We start from the raw sequence: 19,610 nt of genomic DNA on the forward strand, positions 1-19,610 counted from the left end.
CACGCGTTGCGAGCCCCGCCCACCCCGGGCGGGGCTCGCCCCGTTCCCGCGTCCGGACGGCTCCGCTCGCCACCCGGGCAGGCGCTCGGCCTCCACCCCGCGGGCCAGCCCCCGGTCGGCCCGGTCGATCCCGTAGGGTCGACCAATGGCGAAGTACTTCGACGTGCACCCGCAGACCCCCCAGGCCCGGACCATCGGCAGCGTGGCCGACAGCCTCCGCTCCGGCGCCCTCATCGCGTACCCGACCGACTCCTGTTTCGCCCTCGGCTGCCGCATGGGCAACCACGAGGGCCTCGAACGGATCCGGTCGATCCGGCGGCTCGACGACCGCCACCACTTCACCCTGATGTGCGAGAACTTCGCCCAGCTGGGGCAGTTCGTCCACATCGACAACGCCGTCTTCCGCGCCATCAAGGCGGCGACGCCGGGCAGCTACACCTTCATCCTCCCCGCCACCAAGGAGGTCCCGCGCCGTCTGATGCACCCGAAGAAGAAGACGGTGGGGGTCAGGATCCCCGACCACGTCGTCACCCAGGCCCTGCTCGCCGAACTCGGCGAGCCCCTCGTCTCCAGCACCCTGCTCCTGCCCGGCGAGGAGGAGCCGTTGACCCAGGGGTGGGAGATCAAGGAGCGGCTCGACCACGTGCTGGACGCCGTGGTGGATTCCGGCGACTGCGGGACGGACCCGACGACGGTGGTCGACTTCTCCAACGGCGCGGCGGAGATCGTCCGACGGGGGGCCGGCGACCCCACGCGCTTCGAGTGACGGCACGGGTCGGCTGAGGGTGCGTCGGGGGCCGCCGAGGCCGGAGTCGGCGGCCCCGCCCACGACCGCGGCGCGCGCCCGGCCGGACACGGCCCCCGCTGTGGCCCGGGCCGGTGGGCGGGACCGGTGAAGCCGTCCCCGCCGGTGGGACACGCCACGACGACGGTGCCGGTCAGCCGCCCGGCCGCCGGTGAGGACGGCCCCCGGTGGTGGGCCGCTCAGCCCTCCCGCACCCAGGGGCGCAGCTTCTCCGGGTTGCGCACCGCCCAGATGCGGGTGACGCGGCCGTCGCAGACGTCGAAGGCGGCCACGGTCAGGACGACGCCGTCGCGATGGGCGACCAGCCCCGGCACACCGTTGACCGACCGCTCCAGGAGTTCGAGCCCCGGGGCCTTGTCGGCGATCGCGACCATGTACTGGGCGATGCGCGCGCCCCCCTCGACCGGGCGCAGGACGGTGCCGACCATGCCGCCACCGTCCGCGGTCATCACGGCCGCCGGATCGAGGAGGGCGACCAGAGCCGCGATGTTCCTGCTCTTCCACGCCTCCTTGACGTCTCTCACCACGTCGGCCCGGCCGGTCGCCGGCGCCGGAGCGCGCTCGGCGCCCACCCGGCGCCGGGCCGAGGAAGCCAGCTGCTTGCAGGCGGCGGGGGTGCGGTCGAGGACGTCGGCGATCTCGGTGAACGGGTAGCGGAAGACGTCGTGGAGGACGAACGCCACCCGCTCGGCGGGCGTCATCGACTCCAGGACCACGAGGAAGGCCATGGACACCGACTCGTCCAGGACGACCTGGTCGGCGGGGTCCTCGGCGCCGGCGGTCCCGGCTCCGCCCGGGTGGTCCCACTCGGTGCGGTCGGGCAGCGGCTCGGGCAGCCACGCGCCGACGTAGCGTTCGCGGCGGGCCCGCGCCGAGCCGAGCACGTCCAGACAGATCCGGCTGGTCACCGTCGTCAGCCAGGCGCCGGGCGAGAGGATCTCCTCCTGCCGGCTCCGCGGCAGCCGGTACCAGCGCGTGTAGGCGTCCTGCACGGCGTCCTCGGCCTCGGTCACCGAGCCGAGCAGCCGGTAGGCGACGTTGATCAGTTGTGGCCGCTCGCCGGCCATCCCGTCCGGTCCCGTGCCGGCCCCTGCGGTCCGCATGATTCCGCTCGCCCCCTCGCCTTACCTTTCGCAGGCCCGTGTCGTCGGGCTGGTGAGACCTTATCGATCTACTGCCCGAGGGCGGACAAGGGGACTGCGACATGGCCACTCAGGTGACGACGGCGACGGTGAACGCCCGGCGGGGCTCCTCGTTCCTGCGGGTCGCGATCGGCCTGCAGACGTTGACCATCTTCCTCCAGGCGGTCTCCGCCGGGCTGCTGCTGACCGCCTCCTACGGCGAGACGCTGCACAGTGTCGGGGCCCGGGTGATGTACGGGGCGTCGATGCTGTACGTGCTCGCGGCGGTGCTGGCGTGGAAGCCGGGCGGCGGCTCGCCCCGACCCGTCTGGTACGCGTCGGGCTTCCTCGTCCTCGCGTCGGTCCAGGTCGTGCTCGGTGTCGCGCACGTCCCGGCGGTCCATCTCCCGCTGGGCGTCCTGATGTTCGCCCTGAGCGTGCTGGCCCTGGCCCGGCGCTGAGGCGACCGGCGGGTCGGCGGCCGCGGGCAGGTCGGCGCCGGGCAGGGCCGGGCGGAAGCCGGGTTCCGCCCGGCCCTGCGGGCAGGGGTGCTACGAGACGCGGGCCCACGCGCTCCAGCTGCCGTCCGCGCCGTGGCGCCGGGACCAGATGCGGTCGTCCGTGCCCTTCGCGCCGATCTCGAACTGGCCGCCGCCCACGTCGGTGGCGAGGATGCCGACGCCACCGGCCAGGTAGCCGCCCAGCGAGGACCAGGAGCTCTTCTTGCCGGAGGCGCTGCTCGAACGCGTCCACACGGCGTGGTCGGTACCGATGACGAACACCATCCGGCGGCCGTCCCGGTAGCCGTACTCCGCCATACCGGGCTGGCCGTACTCGCCACCGCAGAGGTACTCGCCGCCCCAGGTGGGACTGGTGCAGTGCATCGGCTCGGCCGACGCCTCGGCGGGCGCCGCCGTCAACGCGACACCGGCGAGAACGGTGGCGGCCACCGCCGTCTTGATCTTCTTCACGAGTGCTCCCTCAGTCGCTGCGAACCGAGGCCGCCCGTCCACCGGGCAGCCCCTCCAGACGAAGGGACGGATGATCGGGATCAGCGGGTTCACCGGGCGCGGCGGGCGCAGCGGGCGGCGCCGGGCTCGGAAGCATCGGTGGCCCTACGCCCGGGCCGGCTCGACTGCCGCGCAGCCGGCAGGATCAGGGGCGCGGTCGGCGGTGGCCGCCACGCAGCACCAGGGCGGGCGTCCCGTCGTCGTAGGCGCCGCAGGCGGTGGCCGGCCACGGTGACCACTGCTGCGGGACGGCGTAGTACGGCACCAACACCGGGCCGCCGCCCCGTCGGCGGGCCCCGGCCGGCAGCAACGCGGGCAGCACGTCCGGGCTCTGCCCCGCCAGGATCGCGTTGCGGCAGGCCGCGCAGGCCGGTCGCCGCTCGGCGGCGGCCTCCCGGGCACCGACCGTGGGCCGGCGGCGGGACCTACGGCCGGCCTCGGAGGACTTCGGCGCCGGGCGGACCGCGTCACCGTGCAGCGGATTGTAGAAGCAGCGGACCGCGAACGGGCGGGGACGCCCGCCCGCGTGCGCCGTGTGCGCGGCGGCCAGCCGCTCGACCGCCTGTTCGGCGAGCACCACGGCGGCGGTCAGGTCCGGCAGGTCGGCGGCCTCGTCCAGCAGCCGCCCCGCCGCGTCGTACGCCTCCAGTGCCCAGAGGTAGTTCCGACGGGCACCGATCTCTTCCGGTGGGAGCTGCAGTTCGGCCGCCCGCAGGATGTCGCCGGCCGCCGTGACCCGTTCGGCCGCGATCTCCGCCAACCGGTCGCGGAGCACCTGCCACTCGCGCAGCACCATCTCCCCGGCCTGCTTCGACTCTCGGCGGCCCGGCGGGCGCGGACCCTGCTCCACGGGTCGGAGCAGACGCAGGAACCACCAACGGCGAAACACCTGACCCCCCTCTGCGGTCCCGGCCGGACGGACCGCACGCCCCGGGGCGCGAACCACCGGACGCAGCCTAGCCACCGCGGCCCCGAGGTGACCAGGCAGTTGCAGCAGGCAGCCGGGAGCAGCACCGGGGCCGGACCCCACGGTCACGTGCCAGAACTCGGCTGTGGCCAGGGGAGCTTCTTCCCCCCTCTGCGTGCACGGTCGGACTGTGACGCGACTCGGGATCAAACGGCACCCTCCCGAACGGGAACCCGGGCTTCCGGGTGATCTGGATCATCCGCCGGGGCGGCGGCCCGCAGCGCCGCCTCGACCTGGCGGTTGCTGGTCATGGTCGACGTGACGGCGGTCATGGTGAGGAGGAGGCCGGCGGCGGTGTAGAGCGGGGTGCGCACGTCGTAGGCGGTGGCCAGCCAGCCGCCGAGGAAGGCTCCGAACGGGGCGGCGCACATGGCGAGCATGCGGGAGGTCGAGGCGACCCGGCCCATCAGGTGGGCGGGAACGATCGCCTGTCGGAGGGAGGGGGCGAGCACCATCGTGGCACCCATGCCCGCTCCGCAGACGGCTAGCGCGAGGCCGGCGACGTACGGGTTCGGGGCGAGGGCAAGGCCCAGGATGGCGAGTCCCTCGACCGCGGCCGTGCAGGTGAGCGCGGCGCCGGTGCCGAGTCGTCGGCCGAGGAAGGAGGCGATGCCCGCGCCGAGCAGACCGCCGGTGGCCTCCGCCGTGAGGAGCAGGCCGAAGCCGAAGGTGCCGATGCCGAGACGATCGTGCGCGAAGAGGGCGAGTACGGTCTCCACGGCGAGGAAGGCGATGTTCCCGACCGCCGGACGCAGCGCGAGCCCGAGCAGCAACTGGTCCCGGAAGACGTACGAGGCGCCGGCCCGCGCCTGCCGCAGCAGCGACTCACGGGCCTGCGGCACGGGCCGGGGCGCGGCGGGCAGCGACCGTACGAGCAGTGCGGAGAGCGCGAACGACACCGCGTCGGCGAGCAGCGGAACCGCCCGTCCGAGCGCGAGCAGGGCACTGCCCGCAGGCGGCCCCGCGAAGCCGGAGGCGGCGGTCTGGGCTCCACGCAGCCGGGAGTTGGCGCGCTCCAGGAGCGCGGGGTCGCGGCCGAGCAGATCCGGCAGATAGGCCGTGGCGGCCGTGTCGAAGAAGAGTCCGCCGACGCCGAGCAGGAAGGCGACGGCCGCGAGCAGCGGAATGCTCAGCACGTCGAGCGCGGTGGCCGCCGCCGGTATCGCGAGCAGCGCCGCACGCGCCGCGTCCGTGACCCACATCGTGCGCCGACGGTCCCAGCGGTCCACCAGCGCACCGCCGAGCACCCCGAAGAGCAGCCACGGCAGCGTTCCGGCGGCCGTGACGACGGCGAGCGCCATCGGATCCCGCGTCAGCGTCAGGGCGAGCAGCGGCAGCGCGGCGTGCGACACCCCGTCACCGAGCGAGGACACCGTCTGCGCGGTCCACAGCCGCCCGAACCCGGTCGGCAACTTCTTTGCGTCTGACGTCACTTGGCGTCCCCTTCGGCCTGCTCGCGCGATGTCGGGTGGAACAGCGCGAAGACGAGTGACGCGTCCGGCAGCGACGGATCGGACAGCTCCCGGTACTCGTCCGCCAGGGCGTGCAGCCGCGCCCCGAGCTCGGCGAACTGCTCGTCGGTGAGACGCAGATGCGCCATCCGTACGTGCCGCCCGCCGTCCTGCGGCGCCGCCTCCAGGTCCGCCACCGCATGCCGCATCAGAAGGTCCGGCCCTCCCTCGCCCGGATCCGGCAGCACGATCGACCGCGCGGCCATGGCGTAGTACCGCTCGTTGACCCCCCGGACCTTCCGCGTTCGTACCACCTTCACCAGGCCGGCCCGTTCGAGCAGCCGTACGTGGTAGCTGGAACTCCCCTTCGCGAGACCCACGCGCTGGGCGATCTGAGTGATCGTCGCGGGCTCGAAGCGGAGCACGGCCATGATCCGGTGACGCGTGAGGTTGGAGACGGCGCGCAGCTGCTCGTCGGTGGTGACGTGGAACGTCTCAGGAAGATCATCGGTGGACATGCCCCTAATGGTCAACACTTCTTGACCATTAGGCAAGGGGTTTGTTCGGACTTCCGGAATCCGCTGTCCGGCACGGGAGGCTTCGCTCCCTGCTCTCGGGTCCTTCGACCGGCAGACACCGCAGCCGACCCTCACGCCCCACCGCGACAGTGTTGGAGGAGGCCGAGCGACTCCTCACCTTCATCGCACCGGATGCCGCCGACCGGAGCATCGGCTTCACCTGAGCACGACGTGGCACCCCCCGGTGCCACGTCGTGCAGGGACGCCCTCGCCCCAGGACGCTCAAAGTCGCCCGTGACTCCTAGTCATCGAGCGCGGCCACGAGGTGGTGCATCACCGGCAGGGGCAGGGCCGGGTTGGCGGCGGCCTCGTGCGCGAGTTCCTCGTCGTCGAGGAGCTGGGTGAGCCGCCGCAACGGCAGATGTGGATGACGGGCGGCGCCCACCCGCACCTCCGGGTCGGAGTCGCCGGACAAGCGGTCCACGGTGACCGCGGGAATCCGCGGATCGAGCAGGGCGAGCCGTCGGAGCATCGGGTCCGCAGCCTCGGCGTAACCGGCGAGTTCCGCGGTGGGGAAGTTCGGGCGGGTCGTCAGGTGCCACCGCTCGCGGCCGGTGTACTCCAGGAAGCTGCGCAGGAGCAGCGCCGCCGGGGCCTGGGGGTGGTTCTGGGCGAGCAGGACCCGCACACCGATGTCCGGGTCGACGGACAGGCGCGCCACGAGGTCCGGCGGCAGGGTGGGGTCGCAGGCAGCCCGGCGGCGCAGCAGGGGGTGGCCGCTCAGGGCGTGGCGGCGGGACCGCGCCGAGTCGTACAGCGAGGTGGGGGCGTCGGAAGGGCCGAAGGTCTGGTCCGAGCTGACCTCGTAGTCGATGGCAGTGCGTTCTTCCTCGGTGAGTGCGGGGTGCAGGGAGATCCGGGTCCGGACCGCCGGGTGCGGGTCGTCTGCGAGGACCCGTCGCTGGTGTGCCGTCAGTTCCGGTCGGTCCGCGACCGTCTCGCGCACGTGCGGGTCCGGGTCCCGGATGAGCCGCGCCAGGATGTCGAGCGGGAGGCTCGGGTTGCCGGCGATCATCGCCAGGTCTTCGCGTCCGGCCGGCGCGGCCAGTACCTGCTCCACCACGCGGCGGGAGAGCGCTCCGTGCATCAGCAAGTGCGTCCGGGCATGGCAGGGCCGGTCGGGGAGCTCGCGCTCCACGTACTCGGGGTCGAGGATCCTGTTCGTCAGCAGGGTCTCGGCCTTCTCGCGTACCTCTTCGTCGGGGTCGGCGAGCAGGGCCGACCGTTCCTGCGCGGTCAGCTCCGACCACCAGAAGCAGGCGTAGGCCCTGACCTTCGGCTCCGGGTGCGACGGGAACGTCCATCGCGCCGACCTCGGGACCTGCCGGTAGATCGTATCGAGGTGCTCACGGTCGTAGGTCGTCAGCATGCGGACCACCGTGTGCTCCGGGAGTTCGCTTCGCCCGTGTCGGTAGCCCGGTCCGCCGGCCAGCCAGGCGCGGACGATCCAGTGCGGATCCTCCACCAGCCGGGCGCGCTGGGCCGGGTCGACGTACGGGTTGGCGGCGAGGAAGCGCCGGGTGTGCTGGTCGGGGTGGGCGACCACCGCGTCCACCACCTCCCTCGGCAGGTCCCGGTCCCGGCAGAGGGTCATTCGTACGGCGGCCGAGTCGCACGCGAGCAGCCGGAGCAGCACGCCCGTCGGGGCGGCGGGATTGAGCGCCACTCCGGCGAGCCGACGGGCAGGAAGATCGGCCGCCTGCCAGATCGCCTCGGCCGTACGTGGACGGTCACTCATGCCCGATGACTCCCCTGATCGGCAGAACGGCGATTCTAGCCTCGCGAAGGCGGCGGAGGCGGAGACGGGCAGGAGGCCGCTCCTCCCCGCGGTCGCGGGGTGGAGCGGCCTCGAACGCGAGGGGCGGGCCGGGGCACTGTGCGAGAGGCCTCAGGTGATCACGCCCGCGGCGGATCTACAGCAGCGCTTCCGAGCCGTGGAGTTCCACGAAACCGACCACTCGCCGCAGGCTGTCGAAGCTCGTGACGTTGTTCCCGATCACTCGCACCGAAGCCGACCGGCCCTCGCGCCAGCTGTGCGCGGCTCGGGACAGCGCCCCCCACTGGTTCTCCAGCTCGGCGTAGTCCCGGCTCAGCTGGTAGTTGGTGAACCCGTTGATGTTCCCGTAGACGCGGTTGAGGATCGGCCCGAACCGGGCGGCCTCCGAGAAGATGGTGATGGCCATCAACATGCCCCGGTCGATGCGTGTCGCGTCCCACTCCGAAACGGAATGCAGATCCCGGAGCGCGTTGAAGATGTTGGTGGAACCGAGGTACATGTCCTGCCGGCCGGACCCTCCGGTCAGGCTGAGGTAGCTGCCGTTGCGCGGCATCAGACGCGCCGTCACGCCCAGGTCCTGCTGGAACTGCTGCTGGCGGCCGTCCTGGAAGGCCCAGTGCCGGTTGGCCCCGGGGGAGTAGAAACCCGCGACATAGAGGTTGTCGGCCCACAGGTAGACGGAGACGAGGTCGCTCCCCTCGTTCCTCACCCGTACCTGGATCAGGCGGTTGGTGTTCCGGGTGGTCTGCTCGACGAGTCCGCTGCCGGTGTCGGTCGAGTCGCCGTAGCTGTTGCGGTGGATCGCGTCGATCAGGTTCCAGTAGCGGTTCGCGTGCTCGCCCCGGCCGGCGGTGATGTCGGTGATGTCCCAGTCGATGACGGGCCAGCTCTGCAGCGCCGCCGCGCCGCTCACGGGTGCGGGCCGCACCTGGCTCGTTCCCGCCGGCCGGCCGGCGGAGGCGGTTGCCGCGGAGGCCGTGCCGGCCAGGGGTGCGAGAAGTGCGGTGGCAGCTGTGATCGACAGCAGCGCGGAGTAGGTCCTCTTGAGCATGGTTCCCTCTTGGAATGACCAGGCCCGGACGGCGAGCGATCGATCACCGCGGCCGGACGCGAGGCGGGTGGGTGAGCGGCGACGCCGGCACGATGGTGCGGCGATCGCCGGGAGGCGACGACGTGGTCCGTTCTGACGTCGCGATCCCCAGCATGCACGGGCTCCCGCCCCGCCTTTTGCCTTGCAGCGCATGCCGGTTGATCCCTGCGCGTACGTTGTCCTCGCACGTGCCCGGAGATGCGCCGGACCGCCCGGGCACGGACCCGGCCGACGGCCGGACGACCACTCACGCATCCCTGTCGATCCGAAGGGAAGCGCCAACCCCACCCTCACCTCGAAGCGGACACTCGCTGTGGCCGGCTCGCGGCTACAGGAGGACAAGCAGCTTGGTGTCCGGCACCAACTTCCGGTTGACGGAGGTCGACTGGACGAACACGGTGTACGACGGGTTGTCGCCCGGCTTCACCGTGACCTCCGACTTCGGCAGGCCGAGGAGCTGGCGCGCCGCCGGGCCCGAGAACACCCTGCCGGTCATCCGCCCGGTGGCCGGGTCCTTCTCGGCGACGGCGAGCTGCTTGGTGCCCTGGATCTTCTCCCGCTTGGACAGCTCGTAGAAGGCGCAGCCGGTCTTGTACGCGTGCCCGGTGCTGGTGACGAATTCGCGTATCGGCATCTGCTGGTCGACCGGGATCAGGATGTACTTGCCGGTGTCCAGGGCATCGAGGTTGGCCTTCACCTCGGCGGTGTTCAGGTCCTGGCCCATGGCGAAGAGGTTCCTGGTACCGCGCACGCCCTGTTCGCGGCCCCGCAGGAAGCTCGTGGCAGCCGCCTTCACGGTGCCGATGGCCTCCTCGACGCCCTTGCTGGAGTCCGCGTCCCAGATCGCGATGTTGCCCGCGGGGAAGCCGTACTCCTGAGCGGTGCGCTTGGCCAGGGAGTTCGGGACGAGGATCGCCGAGGTCCAGTGGTCGGGGAGGCCGTCCAGGGCGCCCTGAATGCGGTCCATCCACGTGCGCAGGACGGCCGTGCCCCGGCCGGCGCCCATCCGGATGTGCATCTGGCCGGTCTCCGAGCAGCCGGAGGCGTTCTCCTCGCCGTCGGTGACGACGACCTGAAGGAAGGAGTGCTCCCCGTACCCCTCCCAGATGTTCTTCAGGTCGTCGATGGACTTCACCGCCGCCTCGATCAGCGCCGTGGCACCGTTGTTGACCTCGTACAGGCCGCGCAGGGACGGCAGGTGCTTGACGTCCATGTCCCAGACCAGGTTCTGCACCTCGTGGTCGAACGCGTAGAGGCTGATGCGGGTCTCGTGGCCGAGTCGGTCGGACTCCTCCTGAAGACCCTTCACGAACTCGTCCACGACACGGACGAGCTGTGCCTCGTGCTGGCGCATCGAGCCGGACTTGTCGACCACGAGCGAGACGTGGTTGACCTTGTGCTTGATCCTGTTCGCAGACATGGCGCTACCCCTTTTCCAACGCTCTTCCGACGCCCTTTCCGGCGCCCCTCCAACGTTGTTCCCACACTATGAGGGGGCACTGACAGTCGGTCTGACCTGGGGTTCTCCAGAGTCCGACGTACCCGCGACGGAGCCGGGAAGTCGACAAGCCCCTGGTTCATCGTGACCGGGAACCTTCGCCGGCCCGCGACGGCCGGCGCCTCGCGGGCGCGCTCGGCCATCGACGCGCGTCAAGCGACCGCTTCTCCGCGGCGCCGCAGGTAGTACGCGTACGTCACGGCCAGGAGAAGTGGGCCCCACAGCGTCAGTGGGAGAGTGGCCGCCGCTGCAAGCGCCTTCCACCATCCACTGGAGTACTCGACGAGGGGGACCCCGCCGATGTGGAGAAGGGCGAGGGGCAGGGGATCCCACAGCACGACCAGCGCCAGACCGCCCAGCGTGGCCGGGACGATCGCAGCGAACGGTGGAATGCGCCTGCCGCCGACGAGCGGGAGCCAGGAGGGTGCCACTTCGCCCCACCGGGCCACCAGGCCGAAGGAGAGGTAGGCCAGTCCCTCGGAGAGCAGGCTGAGTCCGAAGACATAGAGGATCACCCACCAGTGCCATGGCTGGTGAACCGCGTAGACCTGGCCCATCTCGTAGTCGAACGCGAACGGCAGACGCCACAGGCACGACGGGAGGACGAGGAGGGGTACGAGCCGGGCGCAGCGGATGGCCCACCTCGGGACGGGCCGCGCGGTGTCACCGACCGGCGGGGAGGGGTGAAGCGTCCTGATTCTCATGAATCGATCTTCGTTGCTCGGTGAGCGCCCGGGATCCGACTCAAGACGGGTTCGGTGGTCATCTCTGCGACGGGCATCGACTCCCCCGCGCGGGGGACCCCGGGCGAACCGTTTCACATCACCGCTGGTCGCACGTCCGCCCCGCCGCCGGGTCGGAGGACCGCCGCATGATCGAGCGTCCCACGACCGCGGCAGCTGATCGCACGTCACTCGATCCACGACCCTTGACGATCACTGGTCGATCGAGGGCCCGTTCCGGCACGGCGGTCGGCCCCGCGCGCACGACCCCGGCCCTCGGCCGCGCTCCCCCGCAGCGACCTGCGGGGGACACGGGTCGCGGCTCAAGCCCGCTTCCCGATCGTCGTGTCGCTCAGGCCGTGGGCCGTGGTGTCGTCGGGGTCGCCCCCTCGGAGCTCAAGGCGCTCGAACGCGGCGAACTCGGCGCTGCGGGGGAACATGGCCCGCTCGTACGCGGTGAGCGCGGCCTCGACGTCGTCGGGGTGTGCGGCGAGGGCCCTGCCGAGTTCGGCGCCGTCGAGCATGGCCAGGTTGGCGCCTTCGCCGTTCGGGGCCACGAGGTGGGCCGCGTCGCCGAGCAGGGTCACCCCCGGCACCCGGTCCCACCGGTGTCCGGCGGGCAGGGCGTAGTGGGGGCGCAGGACCGGCGCGGTGTCGCCGTCGGTGATCAGCGCGGTGAGTTCCGGCGCCCACCCGTCGAACTCCTGGGCTATCCGCGCGGTCGCCGCGGCGGCGTCGGCGAAGTCGATCGCGGCGAACCAGTCCTGAGGCCTGGTCAGCACCACATAGGTGTGCAGGGTGTCGCCGCTCTCCCGGTGGGCGAAGATCTCCGCGCCCGGCGAGGGCGCCATCATGGACCCGCCGCCGACCGCCCGCGCCGCGGCCGGGTGCCGGGTGTCGGCGTCGAAGAGGTAGGTCTCGACGAACGCCGTGCCGTCGTACGCGGGCGTGAGGGCGGAGAGCAGCGGCCGCACCCGTGACCACGCGCCGTCCGCACCGACCAGCAGGTCCGTGACGATCGTGGCGCCGTCGGCGAACGCCACCTCGTGGCGGCCCCCGCCGAGGGCACGCGCGCCGGTGACCTTGTGCCCCCACCGGACGGTGCCGGCGGGCAGCGAGTCGAGCAGGACCTGTCGCAGGTCGCCGCGCTGCACCTCGGGGCGTCCACCCGTGCCGTCGTCGGCCTCGTCGAGCAGGACGGTGCCGTCCTGACCGAGGACCCGCATCGCCTGGCGGCCCTCCAGGACGATGGCGCGGAACTCGTCCATCAGGCCGGCCGCGTCGAGGGCGAGCTGCCCGTTGTAGTCGTGGATGTCGAGCATCCCGCCCTGCAGGCGCGCCGACGGGGAGGGTTCGGCCTCGTAGACCGTGGCCGGGATTCCGTGGACGTGCAGGACGCGGGCCAGCGTGAGTCCGCCGAGTCCGGCGCCGATGATCGTGACGTGGGTGTCCATGATGGCTCCTCGGGATCGCGCCTCCCGGTGGCTCCGGTCGGCCGTCTCCGGAAAGGTCGCAGACCCCACCCACAACCGACCGGCACCCGACCGACAGCCCTCCCACATCCGACCGACACCGCAGGTCAGCCCCCGACGTTCTCGGCCAGGTACTCCTCCCAGGTCCCCCTGCCCACCGCCCGGTCGGGTGCGGTCAGGGCGCCGGAACGGAAACCCGCCCCGATCTTCCCCGGGATGAAGAGCGGCAGGACGCGGCGGCGCTTGCCCGCCGCTCGCAACCAGTCCTCGGCCAGCCGGTCGGCCGTGTACACCGTGGGCCCGGCGAGGTCCGGCACCCTCCCCCAACCGCCGGCCGGCGGCCGGCCCTTGCCCGGCTCGCCCACGGCCAGTTCGACCAGCCGGTCCGCCACATCGCCCTGCTGCACGGGCTGGCAGGCGGTGCCGCTCGGCACGATGACCACCGGCAGCTTCGACAGGACCCCGAAGGCCATGTTCAACAGCTCGGGGAACTGGGTGGCCCGCAGATTGGTCCAGCCGATCCCCGAGGCCGCCAGCAGCCGCTCGCCCTCCAGCTTGACCCGGTAGTAGGGGTACGGGATCCGGTCGACGCCGACGATCGAGATGTTGACGACATGCTCGACCCCGGCGCGCCTCGCCGCCTCCAGCAAGTGCCTGAAGGCCGGGATGTCGTTCTTGAAGTGCCGGATGTCGGTCGCGCAGTGGATGACCGTGCGGACCCCGGCGAACGCCTCGTCCAGCCCGGTGCCGGTCGCCAGGTCACCGGTGAACCAGGCCACCCCCGGGTCGTCCGGCAGCGCGGCCCGGCGGGTGAGGGCCCGCAGCGGCAAACCGGTGCGGCGCGCCCGGTCCAGCACCTCGCGGCCGAGCACGCCTGTCGCACCGGTCACCATGATCGCGTCGTTCTTCATCAGCCACAGCCCTTTCTCGTCCTGCCGTCACCGATGAAGAACCGACGACTCACGGGTTCTGTGACAGCTCCGGCAACTGATTCGCCAGAAAGGCCAGTTTGCCCGGGTTCCTGACGATCCGGACGCCGGTGATCCCGGTCTCGCCGAGCTCCAACGCGCCGAACGAGGTCAGCTCGCCCTCTTCCCAGCCGAGCACCACCGGACTGCCGTTCGCCTCGACGACCTCGATCCGCACCCCGTTCACCCACCGGGCGAACAGACCCGCCAGGAACCGGGCCACCATCTCCCGTCCGACGACCGGCCGCCGCGCCGCACCCGCCTTGCCGCCGCCGTCCGACCACGCGACCACCTGGTCGGCGAGCAGCGCCTCCAACTGCGGCATCGCCCCCTCCGCCGCCGCCTCCAGGAACCGGGTCAGCAGTTCACCGCTCAGCTCCCGCGAGGAGACGAACCTCGGGCGGCCGTCCGTCAGGTGCTGCTTGGCCCTGCGGTACAGCTGCCGCGCGTTCGCCTCCGAGCAGTCGAGCACGCCCGCGATGTCCCGGTGGCTGTAGTCGAAGGCGTCGCGAAGCACCACGGCCGCCCGCTCCGGCGGCGTCAACCGCTCCATCATCACCAACACCGCCAGCGACACGGCGTCCCGCTGCTCCGCCGTCTCCATCGGCCCGAGTGCCCCGCCGTCGGTCCGCACGGGCTCCGGCAGCCACGGGCCGACGTACTCCTCGCGCCGGGCCCGCGCCGAGGTCAGCCGGTTCAGGCACAGATTGGTGAGCACCTTCGCCAGCCACGGCGCCGGCGCCGCGACCTGGCCCGGTTCGGCCCCGTGCCACCGCAGGTAGGCATCCTGCACGGCGTCCTCCGCCTCCGCCGCCGACCCGAGCATCCGGTACGCCAACGAGAACAGCCGGGGCCGGTACGCCTCGAACTCCTGTGCCTTGTCCATCCCCCGATCTTCGCAGGGAGTGCCGGCCGCCGGGCCGGTCGGGCATGCCGGCTCCGACCCGCAGCAGCGAGGCGGACGCCGTCGAGGCTGTCGGCCGGCTTCTGGGACAGGGCGACCGGCCCCGCGAAGCACTCCCCCGTGGATCGTGGGACCACCGTGCGCGCGCCCCAGACGGACGGGCGGGCGGGTGCGGTCGAGCGGTGCGGCCGGGCAGCGTTTCCTGCACGAACGGGCCGGCCGGATGCCCCACCGGGCGCGGAACGCCGAACTGCCCGCGCTCACCGGTGGGCGCGGGCAGTTCGGCAGGACGGCGGGCGGGGTCAGGGGCGGGAGAGGCCGGTCCGGCGGGCGAGCAACCCGGTGAGCCGCACGACACCGAAGGCGATCACGAAGCCGGAGGCGTACAGGACGGTCACCCGCTGCAGGGCCGGCACCTGCAGGTGGGCGCCGCCGATCAGCTCATAGGTGAGCAGGAGCGGCGCCGACAGGAGAGCGGTGGCCAGTGCCGCGCGGCCGATGGTACGGGCGGTGCAGGCGACCGCGGCGCCGGTGGCGACCGGTGCGAGGAGGTCGAACCCGGTGAGGATGTTGTTCTCCCCGAAGGGGGCCGTGAGGCTCACGACGACGGTCGCTGCCACGACGAGGGCGGCGACCACCCGGGGCGCGGTGGAGTGCGGGTGCGTCCCGTCCGGCGGCGCGACCAGCAGCAGGACGGCGTTCAGGACGAGCAGCGCGAGGTCGGAGTGGGTCAGGTGGAAGGAGGCCTGGATGTCGGCCGACCTGCCGATCAGGTCGGGGCGGCCGAGGAAGTGGATCAGCGGTGTCGCCACCACGGTGACCAGCGCGAGGATCCTCGCGGCGGGCCAACGGCCGACCAGCACCGCGCCCGCCATCAGCGCCGGCCCGGCGACCAGCGCGGCCATCGCGAGGTTGGGGCCGTCCTTCTGGACTCCCGCGTCGGCGAGCGCGAAGAAGTCGGGATCGGTGGCGGTCCGGACGGCGTGCCACCCGAGGACCAGCGCGTGGGTCGCCGCCAGCACCGCGGCCAACGGGGCCACGGTGGCGAACGCCCGGCCCAGGGGGCGGTGGGACGTCAGACCGAACCGGACGCGGGCCCCGTGGCCGGCGACACCGGCCACCTCGCGCAGCCCGGCGAGCCGGCCCGCGCGGGCGACGTGGCGCTCGGCGTGGTCGGCGACCTCGGCCCGCGCGCCGGCGCCGTACCAGGCGGGGTAGAGGGCCAGGGCCCACCGCAGCAGTCGGTCGTTCAGGGGGTGCCGGTTCGACGTCATGCCATGCCTCCTGCGGGACTGGTCCGGGCCGCGGCCAGGCGCCGGTCCGCCTCGCGCAGGGCGGCCCGCATGCGCTCGCTCTCGGCCTTGAGCGCGTCGGTACCGGTGGGGGTGAGGGCGAACACCCGTCGGGGACGTCCGTCCACCGTCTCCTCCCGCTCGACGCGGATCAGCTCCTCGGCCAGAAGGCGGTCGAGGGTGCCGTACAGGGACCCGGCACCGAGCCGGACGCGGCCGCCGGAGATCTCGGCGACCTCCTCACCGAGCGCGTAGCCGTGCCGGGGCTGGTCGGCAAGTGCGGTGAGGAGAAGGAAGGTTGGCTCCTGCATGGAGCGTTTGTTCTTCACGTCCCCCACCATAGTACGGTCACCGTAGGGTTGGGCAAGGGTTTCTGAGTATCGGTCAACCGAGTGCCGGCGAGCGCCCGCTGTCGTGGCCGGGGAAGCGGTGGACGGCGGCCCGTCACCCCGCGGACCGCGACAGCCGGGGCCGGCCGCCCGGCCCGGCCGCCCCCGGGTGCGGGCGGCGCGCGGCGACGGCGGGCGGCAGGACCGCCGGGGCCAGGGGCCTGCCGAAGTTCGCGGCGCTCCCCCGCTCCTGCGGCGGAGCGGCGCCCGGGGCGTCCGGAGGGGTCGTCGACGCGTGCCGCAGGACGCGGGCGAAGTCCCCCGCATCCTGCACGGTCCCGCTGCAGTCCTCGGCCAGGATGCCGAGCACCGGGCACGGCCGGTCGCGCCCCAGCCCCCAGTAGGACAGCATCCGGATGCCCTTCTCGTCGGCGAACGCGGCCAGCTCGGCGGCGTCAGCGGTGCTGAACACCTCGTTCACCGCGTCGTTGACACCCACCATGGGCGTGTTGCCCTCCATCGCCCATAGCTGCCGCTCGCTCCGGTCCGGCCAGATCCCGGCGAGTTGCCCGTGCAGGCCCGCCGCGGCCCGGATGGCGGTCCGGCCCATGTCGAGGTCCGGCCCGTAGTCCATGGTCATGATGTTGACGAGACTGACGTCCACTCCGCGTTCACGGGCATCGCGCAACAGGTCGAGCCCGACCTCGGAAAGGCCGTGGGGGTGGGTCGGCAGTGTGTACTGCACGGCGAGTTGGCGCCCGGCCGCGGCGTACTCGCGCTGGAGTCGCGCCAGCGCCTCGTTGCGGCGCTCGTTCGCCGCGCCGTCCTGCAGCGTGGGGCCCTCGATGTCCAGGTCGATCCGGGGAAGGCCGAAGGCCTCCACCACCCGCCGGTAGGCATCGACCAGATCGTCCACCGACGCGCACGCCCGCGCCAACTCCGTCCCCGCGCCGCCGCCCAGGGAGACGATCACGTCACCGCCCACCGCCCGCAGCCGCGCCACCGCCGCCGGCCACTCGGACTCCGCCAGCGGCATGGTCCCGTCGATCGCCCCCTCGCACCCGCCGTCGCTGATCACGAACCCCAGCGTGAAGTACGACAGCCCCCACTGCCGGCGGGCCCGCTCCAGCACGTCCGGCGATCCCCAGCCCTCCACGTACGGCGCGGTGAACCGCGCCGGGTAGCGCTCCTGGCTCCCCCGGACCGCGACGGGCCGCGCGGGCCCGGGAGCGACAACCACGGTCTCCGCACGCTGCCGAACCTCCCCCGGCTCCTCGTGGGACCGGGTGTCGGACCGCGCGGGAACCACCCCCACGGCCGACAACGACAACACCAGCACCCCGGACGCGAGACACGGCACCAGGCCGGACAGCCAGGGCATCACCACACTCCTCGCGCAACGAAACGATGGAGGACACCGCTCCGAACGGAGCTGCCATCGATCATCGCCGCCCGACGCCGCCCCGCCCCGCACCGGCGAACCCGGCGCGGCGGCGGTACCTCCGATCGCAGTACTGCCGACCGCAGTACCGCCGCGCTGCCGCAGGCCCCGTCCGTCGCCTCGCCGCCCACCCGGGGCCACGCTCCGCGCTCCCGACGGGCCGCACCCGGCCGTGCGGACCTTCGACGGCACGTGACGGGGCCGGTGTCCGCGTCGTTGATCGACGGGAGACGCTCCGACCGCCCCCTCTCCCGGTACCTCGTTCGAGGGGATCCCGCGCCGACGGCGATAGGCGCCGTCCGGATCCGGGAAGGGGGCCGCGTGTCCACCAGGGCGGGCCACCGCCCGTACGCCTCCGCACCAGACATCGGGAACGTGATGACGAGCATCGACCGCAGGAACGCCCTGCGCATGGCCTCCGCAGCAGCCGTCGGCGTGGGAGCGGCCCTAGGCGCGGCCGGGAAGGCCCATGCGGCCCGGCGTGCCTCGACCCTCAACCTGTCCGGCAAGCGGGCGGCGGCCGACATCCCGAACGTCCTGACCGCCGGCGCTCCGTACTTCGTCCACTACGAACTCCGGGACGCAGCCGGCACGCCGGTCGGCACCGAGAGCGCGCACAGCCTGCCCATCACCGTCGGGCTGGACGAGGCCCTGGTCCTCTCCACCGTGGTCCTGCGCCTCACCGACGGGACGCTGACCGCCGCCGGTGCCTTCGAGCGTCCCCTTCCGGCGGTGACCGAAGTGGTGCTGGGCTACCAACCGTGGTCCCACACCTTCGCGGTCACGGGCGGCACCGGCGCCTACAACGGCGCGTCCGGAGAGCTCACGATCGAACACCGTACGCGGGACGACTCCGCCCTCACCGCCACCCTGAACTGAACCGAACCGGCTCCGGTCCGTACCGGACTCGACGGACCGGAGCCGGAGCGGCAGCGGACGCGGCCGGGCGAGGCAGGCGTGCGCCACCTCGCCCGGACCGGCCGGGCACGCCCGCGCGCCTCGGGTCAGCTGAGAGGGCCGGACCAGACGACGTTCTTGCGCTGCCCTCCGGAGCCGTAGCTGAAGTCGACGGAGAACCGCTCGGCCGCGCCGTTCGGCAGGGCGTACGCGGACAGGCCGGTGGCCTCCTGACCGGGGGCGAGAGAGCCGGTGAGGAGCTTCATCCGTCCGCTCCCGTCGGTCAGTATGAAGACGAGGTTGCCGTTGGCGTCCCTGACGAGGGGCATCCCCGACCCGTACAGCGAGACCTCCGCGGACCCGGTGTTGACGACGGTGATCCTCACCTGGACGATCGTGGCGTTCTTGGGGGCCGGGAGTACGGTGTCGCGCGGGACGTACGGCTCCGGTTTGGCCATCGTGACCTTCAGCCCGTCCCCGTAGGTGTAGGACTGGCCGAACGACAGACGCCGGGCCCTCTCGTCCGCGGCCTCCTTCTCCCGCTCGGCCTCGATCCGCTTCCGCTCCGCCTCGATCCGCTGCCTCTCCTTCGCCGCCTGCTCCTCGGCGGCCTGGACCGCGGCCTCGGTGCGAGCGCGCGCGGCGTTCTTCTCCGCCTGCCGCTCCTCGTTGGCCGCCTGCAGGTGCGCCACGACGAACACGCCGGCGCCGACCGAGATCAGCAGACCGGCGACGCCCAGGATCACACCCGCGAGCGCCAACCCCCGGTTGGTCGCCAGGCCCTTGCGCACGTAGCCCAGTCCGATGGCGCCGAAGATCACGGCGAGCAGGGCCGGCAGCCAGGACAGCCAGAACAGGACGACGGCCAGGCCGAGGAGGGTACCGACGATGCCGAGCACCATGGCCGCGGTCCCCAGGCCGTTGCGCGGCGGCGGTGCCGGCAGCGGATACGGCGGCCAGTACGGCGCGCCCGGGGCGGCCGCGGGGGCAGGAGCGGTGGCCTCCCCGCGCCCCGGAGCCGTGCCCCCGCCGCCGGCCCCGCCCTCTCCCCCGCCCGAGGCCGGACCCGGCGGTGCCCACGGGTCGGTGTCGGCCGGTCCCTCGACGGACCGCGGGCTGTCGGGCGGGGCAGGAGTGGTCATACGAAGTCCTTCGAGCACAGTGAGATGACGAACGGCCGTTCAGCCCCGCCGCCGAGGCCTGTCCTGCCCCCCGGGCGACGGCGACCCGTTCTCCGCACAGTGGTCGGGCGCCCGGACCGGACCCGCACGTCAGCACCCCGGGGCGG

19 protein-coding genes are annotated in these 19,610 nt (G+C 72.8%); 3 read left to right on the plus strand and 16 right to left on the minus strand.

Annotation, left to right across the window (positions count from 1 at the left end; translation table 11 throughout):
- Window positions 1-145: 145 nt before the first annotated feature.
- Window positions 146-766, plus strand: coding sequence for an L-threonylcarbamoyladenylate synthase (locus tag ACFVYI_RS24000; protein ID WP_387888930.1), 621 nt, complete (start codon window positions 146-148; stop codon window positions 764-766).
- 218 nt (window positions 767-984) lie between these two features.
- On the opposite strand, the gene sigJ is transcribed toward ACFVYI_RS24000, so the two are convergent.
- Window positions 985-1,908 carry an RNA polymerase sigma factor SigJ gene (gene sigJ, locus ACFVYI_RS24005; protein ID WP_387888933.1) on the minus strand — a complete coding sequence of 308 codons (924 nt, stop codon included), beginning with the start codon at window positions 1,906-1,908 and terminating at the stop codon, window positions 985-987.
- Window positions 1,909-2,009: 101 nt separating this feature from the next.
- On the opposite strand from sigJ, the gene ACFVYI_RS24010 reads away from it, so the two are divergent.
- Window positions 2,010-2,387, plus strand: a complete 378-nt coding sequence (locus tag ACFVYI_RS24010) for a hypothetical protein (protein WP_387888936.1) — start codon at window positions 2,010-2,012, stop codon at window positions 2,385-2,387.
- A 90-nt stretch (window positions 2,388-2,477) separates the two neighbouring features.
- Here the strand turns inward: ACFVYI_RS24010 and ACFVYI_RS24015 are convergent, their stop codons facing one another.
- From ACFVYI_RS24015 to ACFVYI_RS24080, 14 genes are all read right to left on the minus strand, one after another.
- Window positions 2,478-2,897, minus strand: coding sequence for a hypothetical protein (locus ACFVYI_RS24015; RefSeq protein ID WP_387888939.1), 420 nt, complete (start codon window positions 2,895-2,897; stop codon window positions 2,478-2,480).
- A gap of 184 nt (window positions 2,898-3,081) precedes the next feature.
- The gene (locus ACFVYI_RS24020) at window positions 3,082-3,786 is read right to left on the minus strand and encodes a hypothetical protein (RefSeq protein ID WP_387888941.1); all 705 of its coding nucleotides are present in this window, start codon (window positions 3,784-3,786) and stop codon (window positions 3,082-3,084) included.
- Window positions 3,787-4,049: 263 nt separating this feature from the next.
- Window positions 4,050-5,336, minus strand: coding sequence for an MFS transporter (locus tag ACFVYI_RS24025; RefSeq protein ID WP_387888943.1), 1,287 nt, complete (start codon window positions 5,334-5,336; stop codon window positions 4,050-4,052).
- Window positions 5,333-5,872 carry an ArsR/SmtB family transcription factor gene (locus ACFVYI_RS24030; RefSeq protein WP_387888945.1) on the minus strand — a complete coding sequence of 180 codons (540 nt, stop codon included), beginning with the start codon at window positions 5,870-5,872 and terminating at the stop codon, window positions 5,333-5,335. The genes ACFVYI_RS24025 and ACFVYI_RS24030 overlap by 4 nt, the downstream gene beginning before the upstream one ends.
- A gap of 301 nt (window positions 5,873-6,173) precedes the next feature.
- Window positions 6,174-7,670 carry a hypothetical protein gene (locus tag ACFVYI_RS24035; protein WP_387888947.1) on the minus strand — a complete coding sequence of 499 codons (1,497 nt, stop codon included), beginning with the start codon at window positions 7,668-7,670 and terminating at the stop codon, window positions 6,174-6,176.
- Window positions 7,671-7,845: 175 nt separating this feature from the next.
- Window positions 7,846-8,760, minus strand: coding sequence for a ribosome-inactivating family protein (locus tag ACFVYI_RS24040; RefSeq protein ID WP_387888949.1), 915 nt, complete (start codon window positions 8,758-8,760; stop codon window positions 7,846-7,848).
- A gap of 367 nt (window positions 8,761-9,127) precedes the next feature.
- A complete protein-coding gene (locus tag ACFVYI_RS24045; protein ID WP_387888952.1) occupies window positions 9,128-10,219 on the minus strand; it encodes a VWA domain-containing protein in 1,092 nt (363 codons plus the stop codon).
- Between the two features lie 230 nt (window positions 10,220-10,449).
- Window positions 10,450-11,001 carry a hypothetical protein gene (locus ACFVYI_RS24050; protein ID WP_387888953.1) on the minus strand — a complete coding sequence of 184 codons (552 nt, stop codon included), beginning with the start codon at window positions 10,999-11,001 and terminating at the stop codon, window positions 10,450-10,452.
- 341 nt (window positions 11,002-11,342) lie between these two features.
- Entirely contained in the window at window positions 11,343-12,473 is a 1,131-nt protein-coding gene (locus tag ACFVYI_RS24055) for an FAD-dependent oxidoreductase (protein WP_387888956.1), read from the minus strand.
- 125 nt (window positions 12,474-12,598) lie between these two features.
- Window positions 12,599-13,402 carry an SDR family oxidoreductase gene (locus ACFVYI_RS24060; protein WP_387888959.1) on the minus strand — a complete coding sequence of 268 codons (804 nt, stop codon included), beginning with the start codon at window positions 13,400-13,402 and terminating at the stop codon, window positions 12,599-12,601.
- A gap of 49 nt (window positions 13,403-13,451) precedes the next feature.
- Window positions 13,452-14,345, minus strand: a complete 894-nt coding sequence (locus ACFVYI_RS24065; RefSeq protein ID WP_387888961.1) for an RNA polymerase sigma-70 factor — start codon at window positions 14,343-14,345, stop codon at window positions 13,452-13,454.
- Between the two features lie 320 nt (window positions 14,346-14,665).
- Window positions 14,666-15,637 (minus strand): hypothetical protein, encoded by a 972-nt coding sequence (locus ACFVYI_RS24070; protein ID WP_387888963.1) that lies wholly within the window; start codon window positions 15,635-15,637, stop codon window positions 14,666-14,668.
- Entirely contained in the window at window positions 15,634-15,966 is a 333-nt protein-coding gene (locus ACFVYI_RS24075; RefSeq protein WP_387889094.1) for a PadR family transcriptional regulator, read from the minus strand. Before ACFVYI_RS24075 ends, ACFVYI_RS24070 begins: the two co-directional genes overlap by 4 nt.
- A 133-nt stretch (window positions 15,967-16,099) precedes the next feature.
- On the minus strand, window positions 16,100-17,365 hold the full coding sequence (locus ACFVYI_RS24080) for a chitinase (protein WP_387888965.1): 1,266 nt from the start codon (window positions 17,363-17,365) through the stop codon (window positions 16,100-16,102).
- A gap of 381 nt (window positions 17,366-17,746) precedes the next feature.
- Here ACFVYI_RS24080 and ACFVYI_RS24085 point away from each other — a divergent pair, with 381 nt between their 5' ends.
- The gene (locus ACFVYI_RS24085; protein ID WP_387888967.1) at window positions 17,747-18,304 is read left to right on the plus strand and encodes a hypothetical protein; all 558 of its coding nucleotides are present in this window, start codon (window positions 17,747-17,749) and stop codon (window positions 18,302-18,304) included.
- Between the two features lie 125 nt (window positions 18,305-18,429).
- Here ACFVYI_RS24085 and ACFVYI_RS24090 read toward each other — a convergent pair whose 3' ends face one another.
- Window positions 18,430-19,464: a hypothetical protein gene (locus ACFVYI_RS24090; RefSeq protein WP_387888970.1), complete on the minus strand. Its 1,035-nt coding sequence runs from the start codon at window positions 19,462-19,464 to the stop codon at window positions 18,430-18,432.
- Window positions 19,465-19,610 lie beyond the last annotated feature (146 nt).

It is taken from the genome of Kitasatospora sp. NPDC058218 (genome assembly GCF_042882445.1).
Classification (GTDB): Bacteria; Actinomycetota; Actinomycetes; order Streptomycetales; family Streptomycetaceae; genus Kitasatospora.

Excerpts from the sequence above, each read along its gene's own strand:
- ACFVYI_RS24055 (WP_387888956.1), bottom strand. The coding sequence starts at position 12,473 with ATGGACACCCACGTCACGATCATCGGCGCCGGACTCGGCGGACTCACG.
- ACFVYI_RS24060 (WP_387888959.1), bottom strand. The coding sequence starts at position 13,402 with ATGAAGAACGACGCGATCATGGTGACCGGTGCGACAGGCGTGCTCGGC.
- ACFVYI_RS24040 (WP_387888949.1), bottom strand. The coding sequence starts at position 8,760 with ATGCTCAAGAGGACCTACTCCGCGCTGCTGTCGATCACAGCTGCCACC.
- ACFVYI_RS24045 (WP_387888952.1), bottom strand. The coding sequence starts at position 10,219 with ATGTCTGCGAACAGGATCAAGCACAAGGTCAACCACGTCTCGCTCGTG.
- ACFVYI_RS24000 (WP_387888930.1), top strand. The coding sequence starts at position 146 with ATGGCGAAGTACTTCGACGTGCACCCGCAGACCCCCCAGGCCCGGACC.
- ACFVYI_RS24010 (WP_387888936.1), top strand. The coding sequence starts at position 2,010 with ATGGCCACTCAGGTGACGACGGCGACGGTGAACGCCCGGCGGGGCTCC.
- ACFVYI_RS24080 (WP_387888965.1), bottom strand. The coding sequence starts at position 17,365 with ATGCCCTGGCTGTCCGGCCTGGTGCCGTGTCTCGCGTCCGGGGTGCTG.
- ACFVYI_RS24030 (WP_387888945.1), bottom strand. The coding sequence starts at position 5,872 with ATGTCCACCGATGATCTTCCTGAGACGTTCCACGTCACCACCGACGAG.
- ACFVYI_RS24090 (WP_387888970.1), bottom strand. The coding sequence starts at position 19,464 with ATGACCACTCCTGCCCCGCCCGACAGCCCGCGGTCCGTCGAGGGACCG.
- ACFVYI_RS24065 (WP_387888961.1), bottom strand. The coding sequence starts at position 14,345 with ATGGACAAGGCACAGGAGTTCGAGGCGTACCGGCCCCGGCTGTTCTCG.
- sigJ (WP_387888933.1), bottom strand. The coding sequence starts at position 1,908 with ATGCGGACCGCAGGGGCCGGCACGGGACCGGACGGGATGGCCGGCGAG.
- ACFVYI_RS24070 (WP_387888963.1), bottom strand. The coding sequence starts at position 15,637 with ATGACGTCGAACCGGCACCCCCTGAACGACCGACTGCTGCGGTGGGCC.
- ACFVYI_RS24035 (WP_387888947.1), bottom strand. The coding sequence starts at position 7,670 with ATGAGTGACCGTCCACGTACGGCCGAGGCGATCTGGCAGGCGGCCGAT.
- ACFVYI_RS24075 (WP_387889094.1), bottom strand. The coding sequence starts at position 15,966 with ATGCAGGAGCCAACCTTCCTTCTCCTCACCGCACTTGCCGACCAGCCC.
- ACFVYI_RS24050 (WP_387888953.1), bottom strand. The coding sequence starts at position 11,001 with ATGAGAATCAGGACGCTTCACCCCTCCCCGCCGGTCGGTGACACCGCG.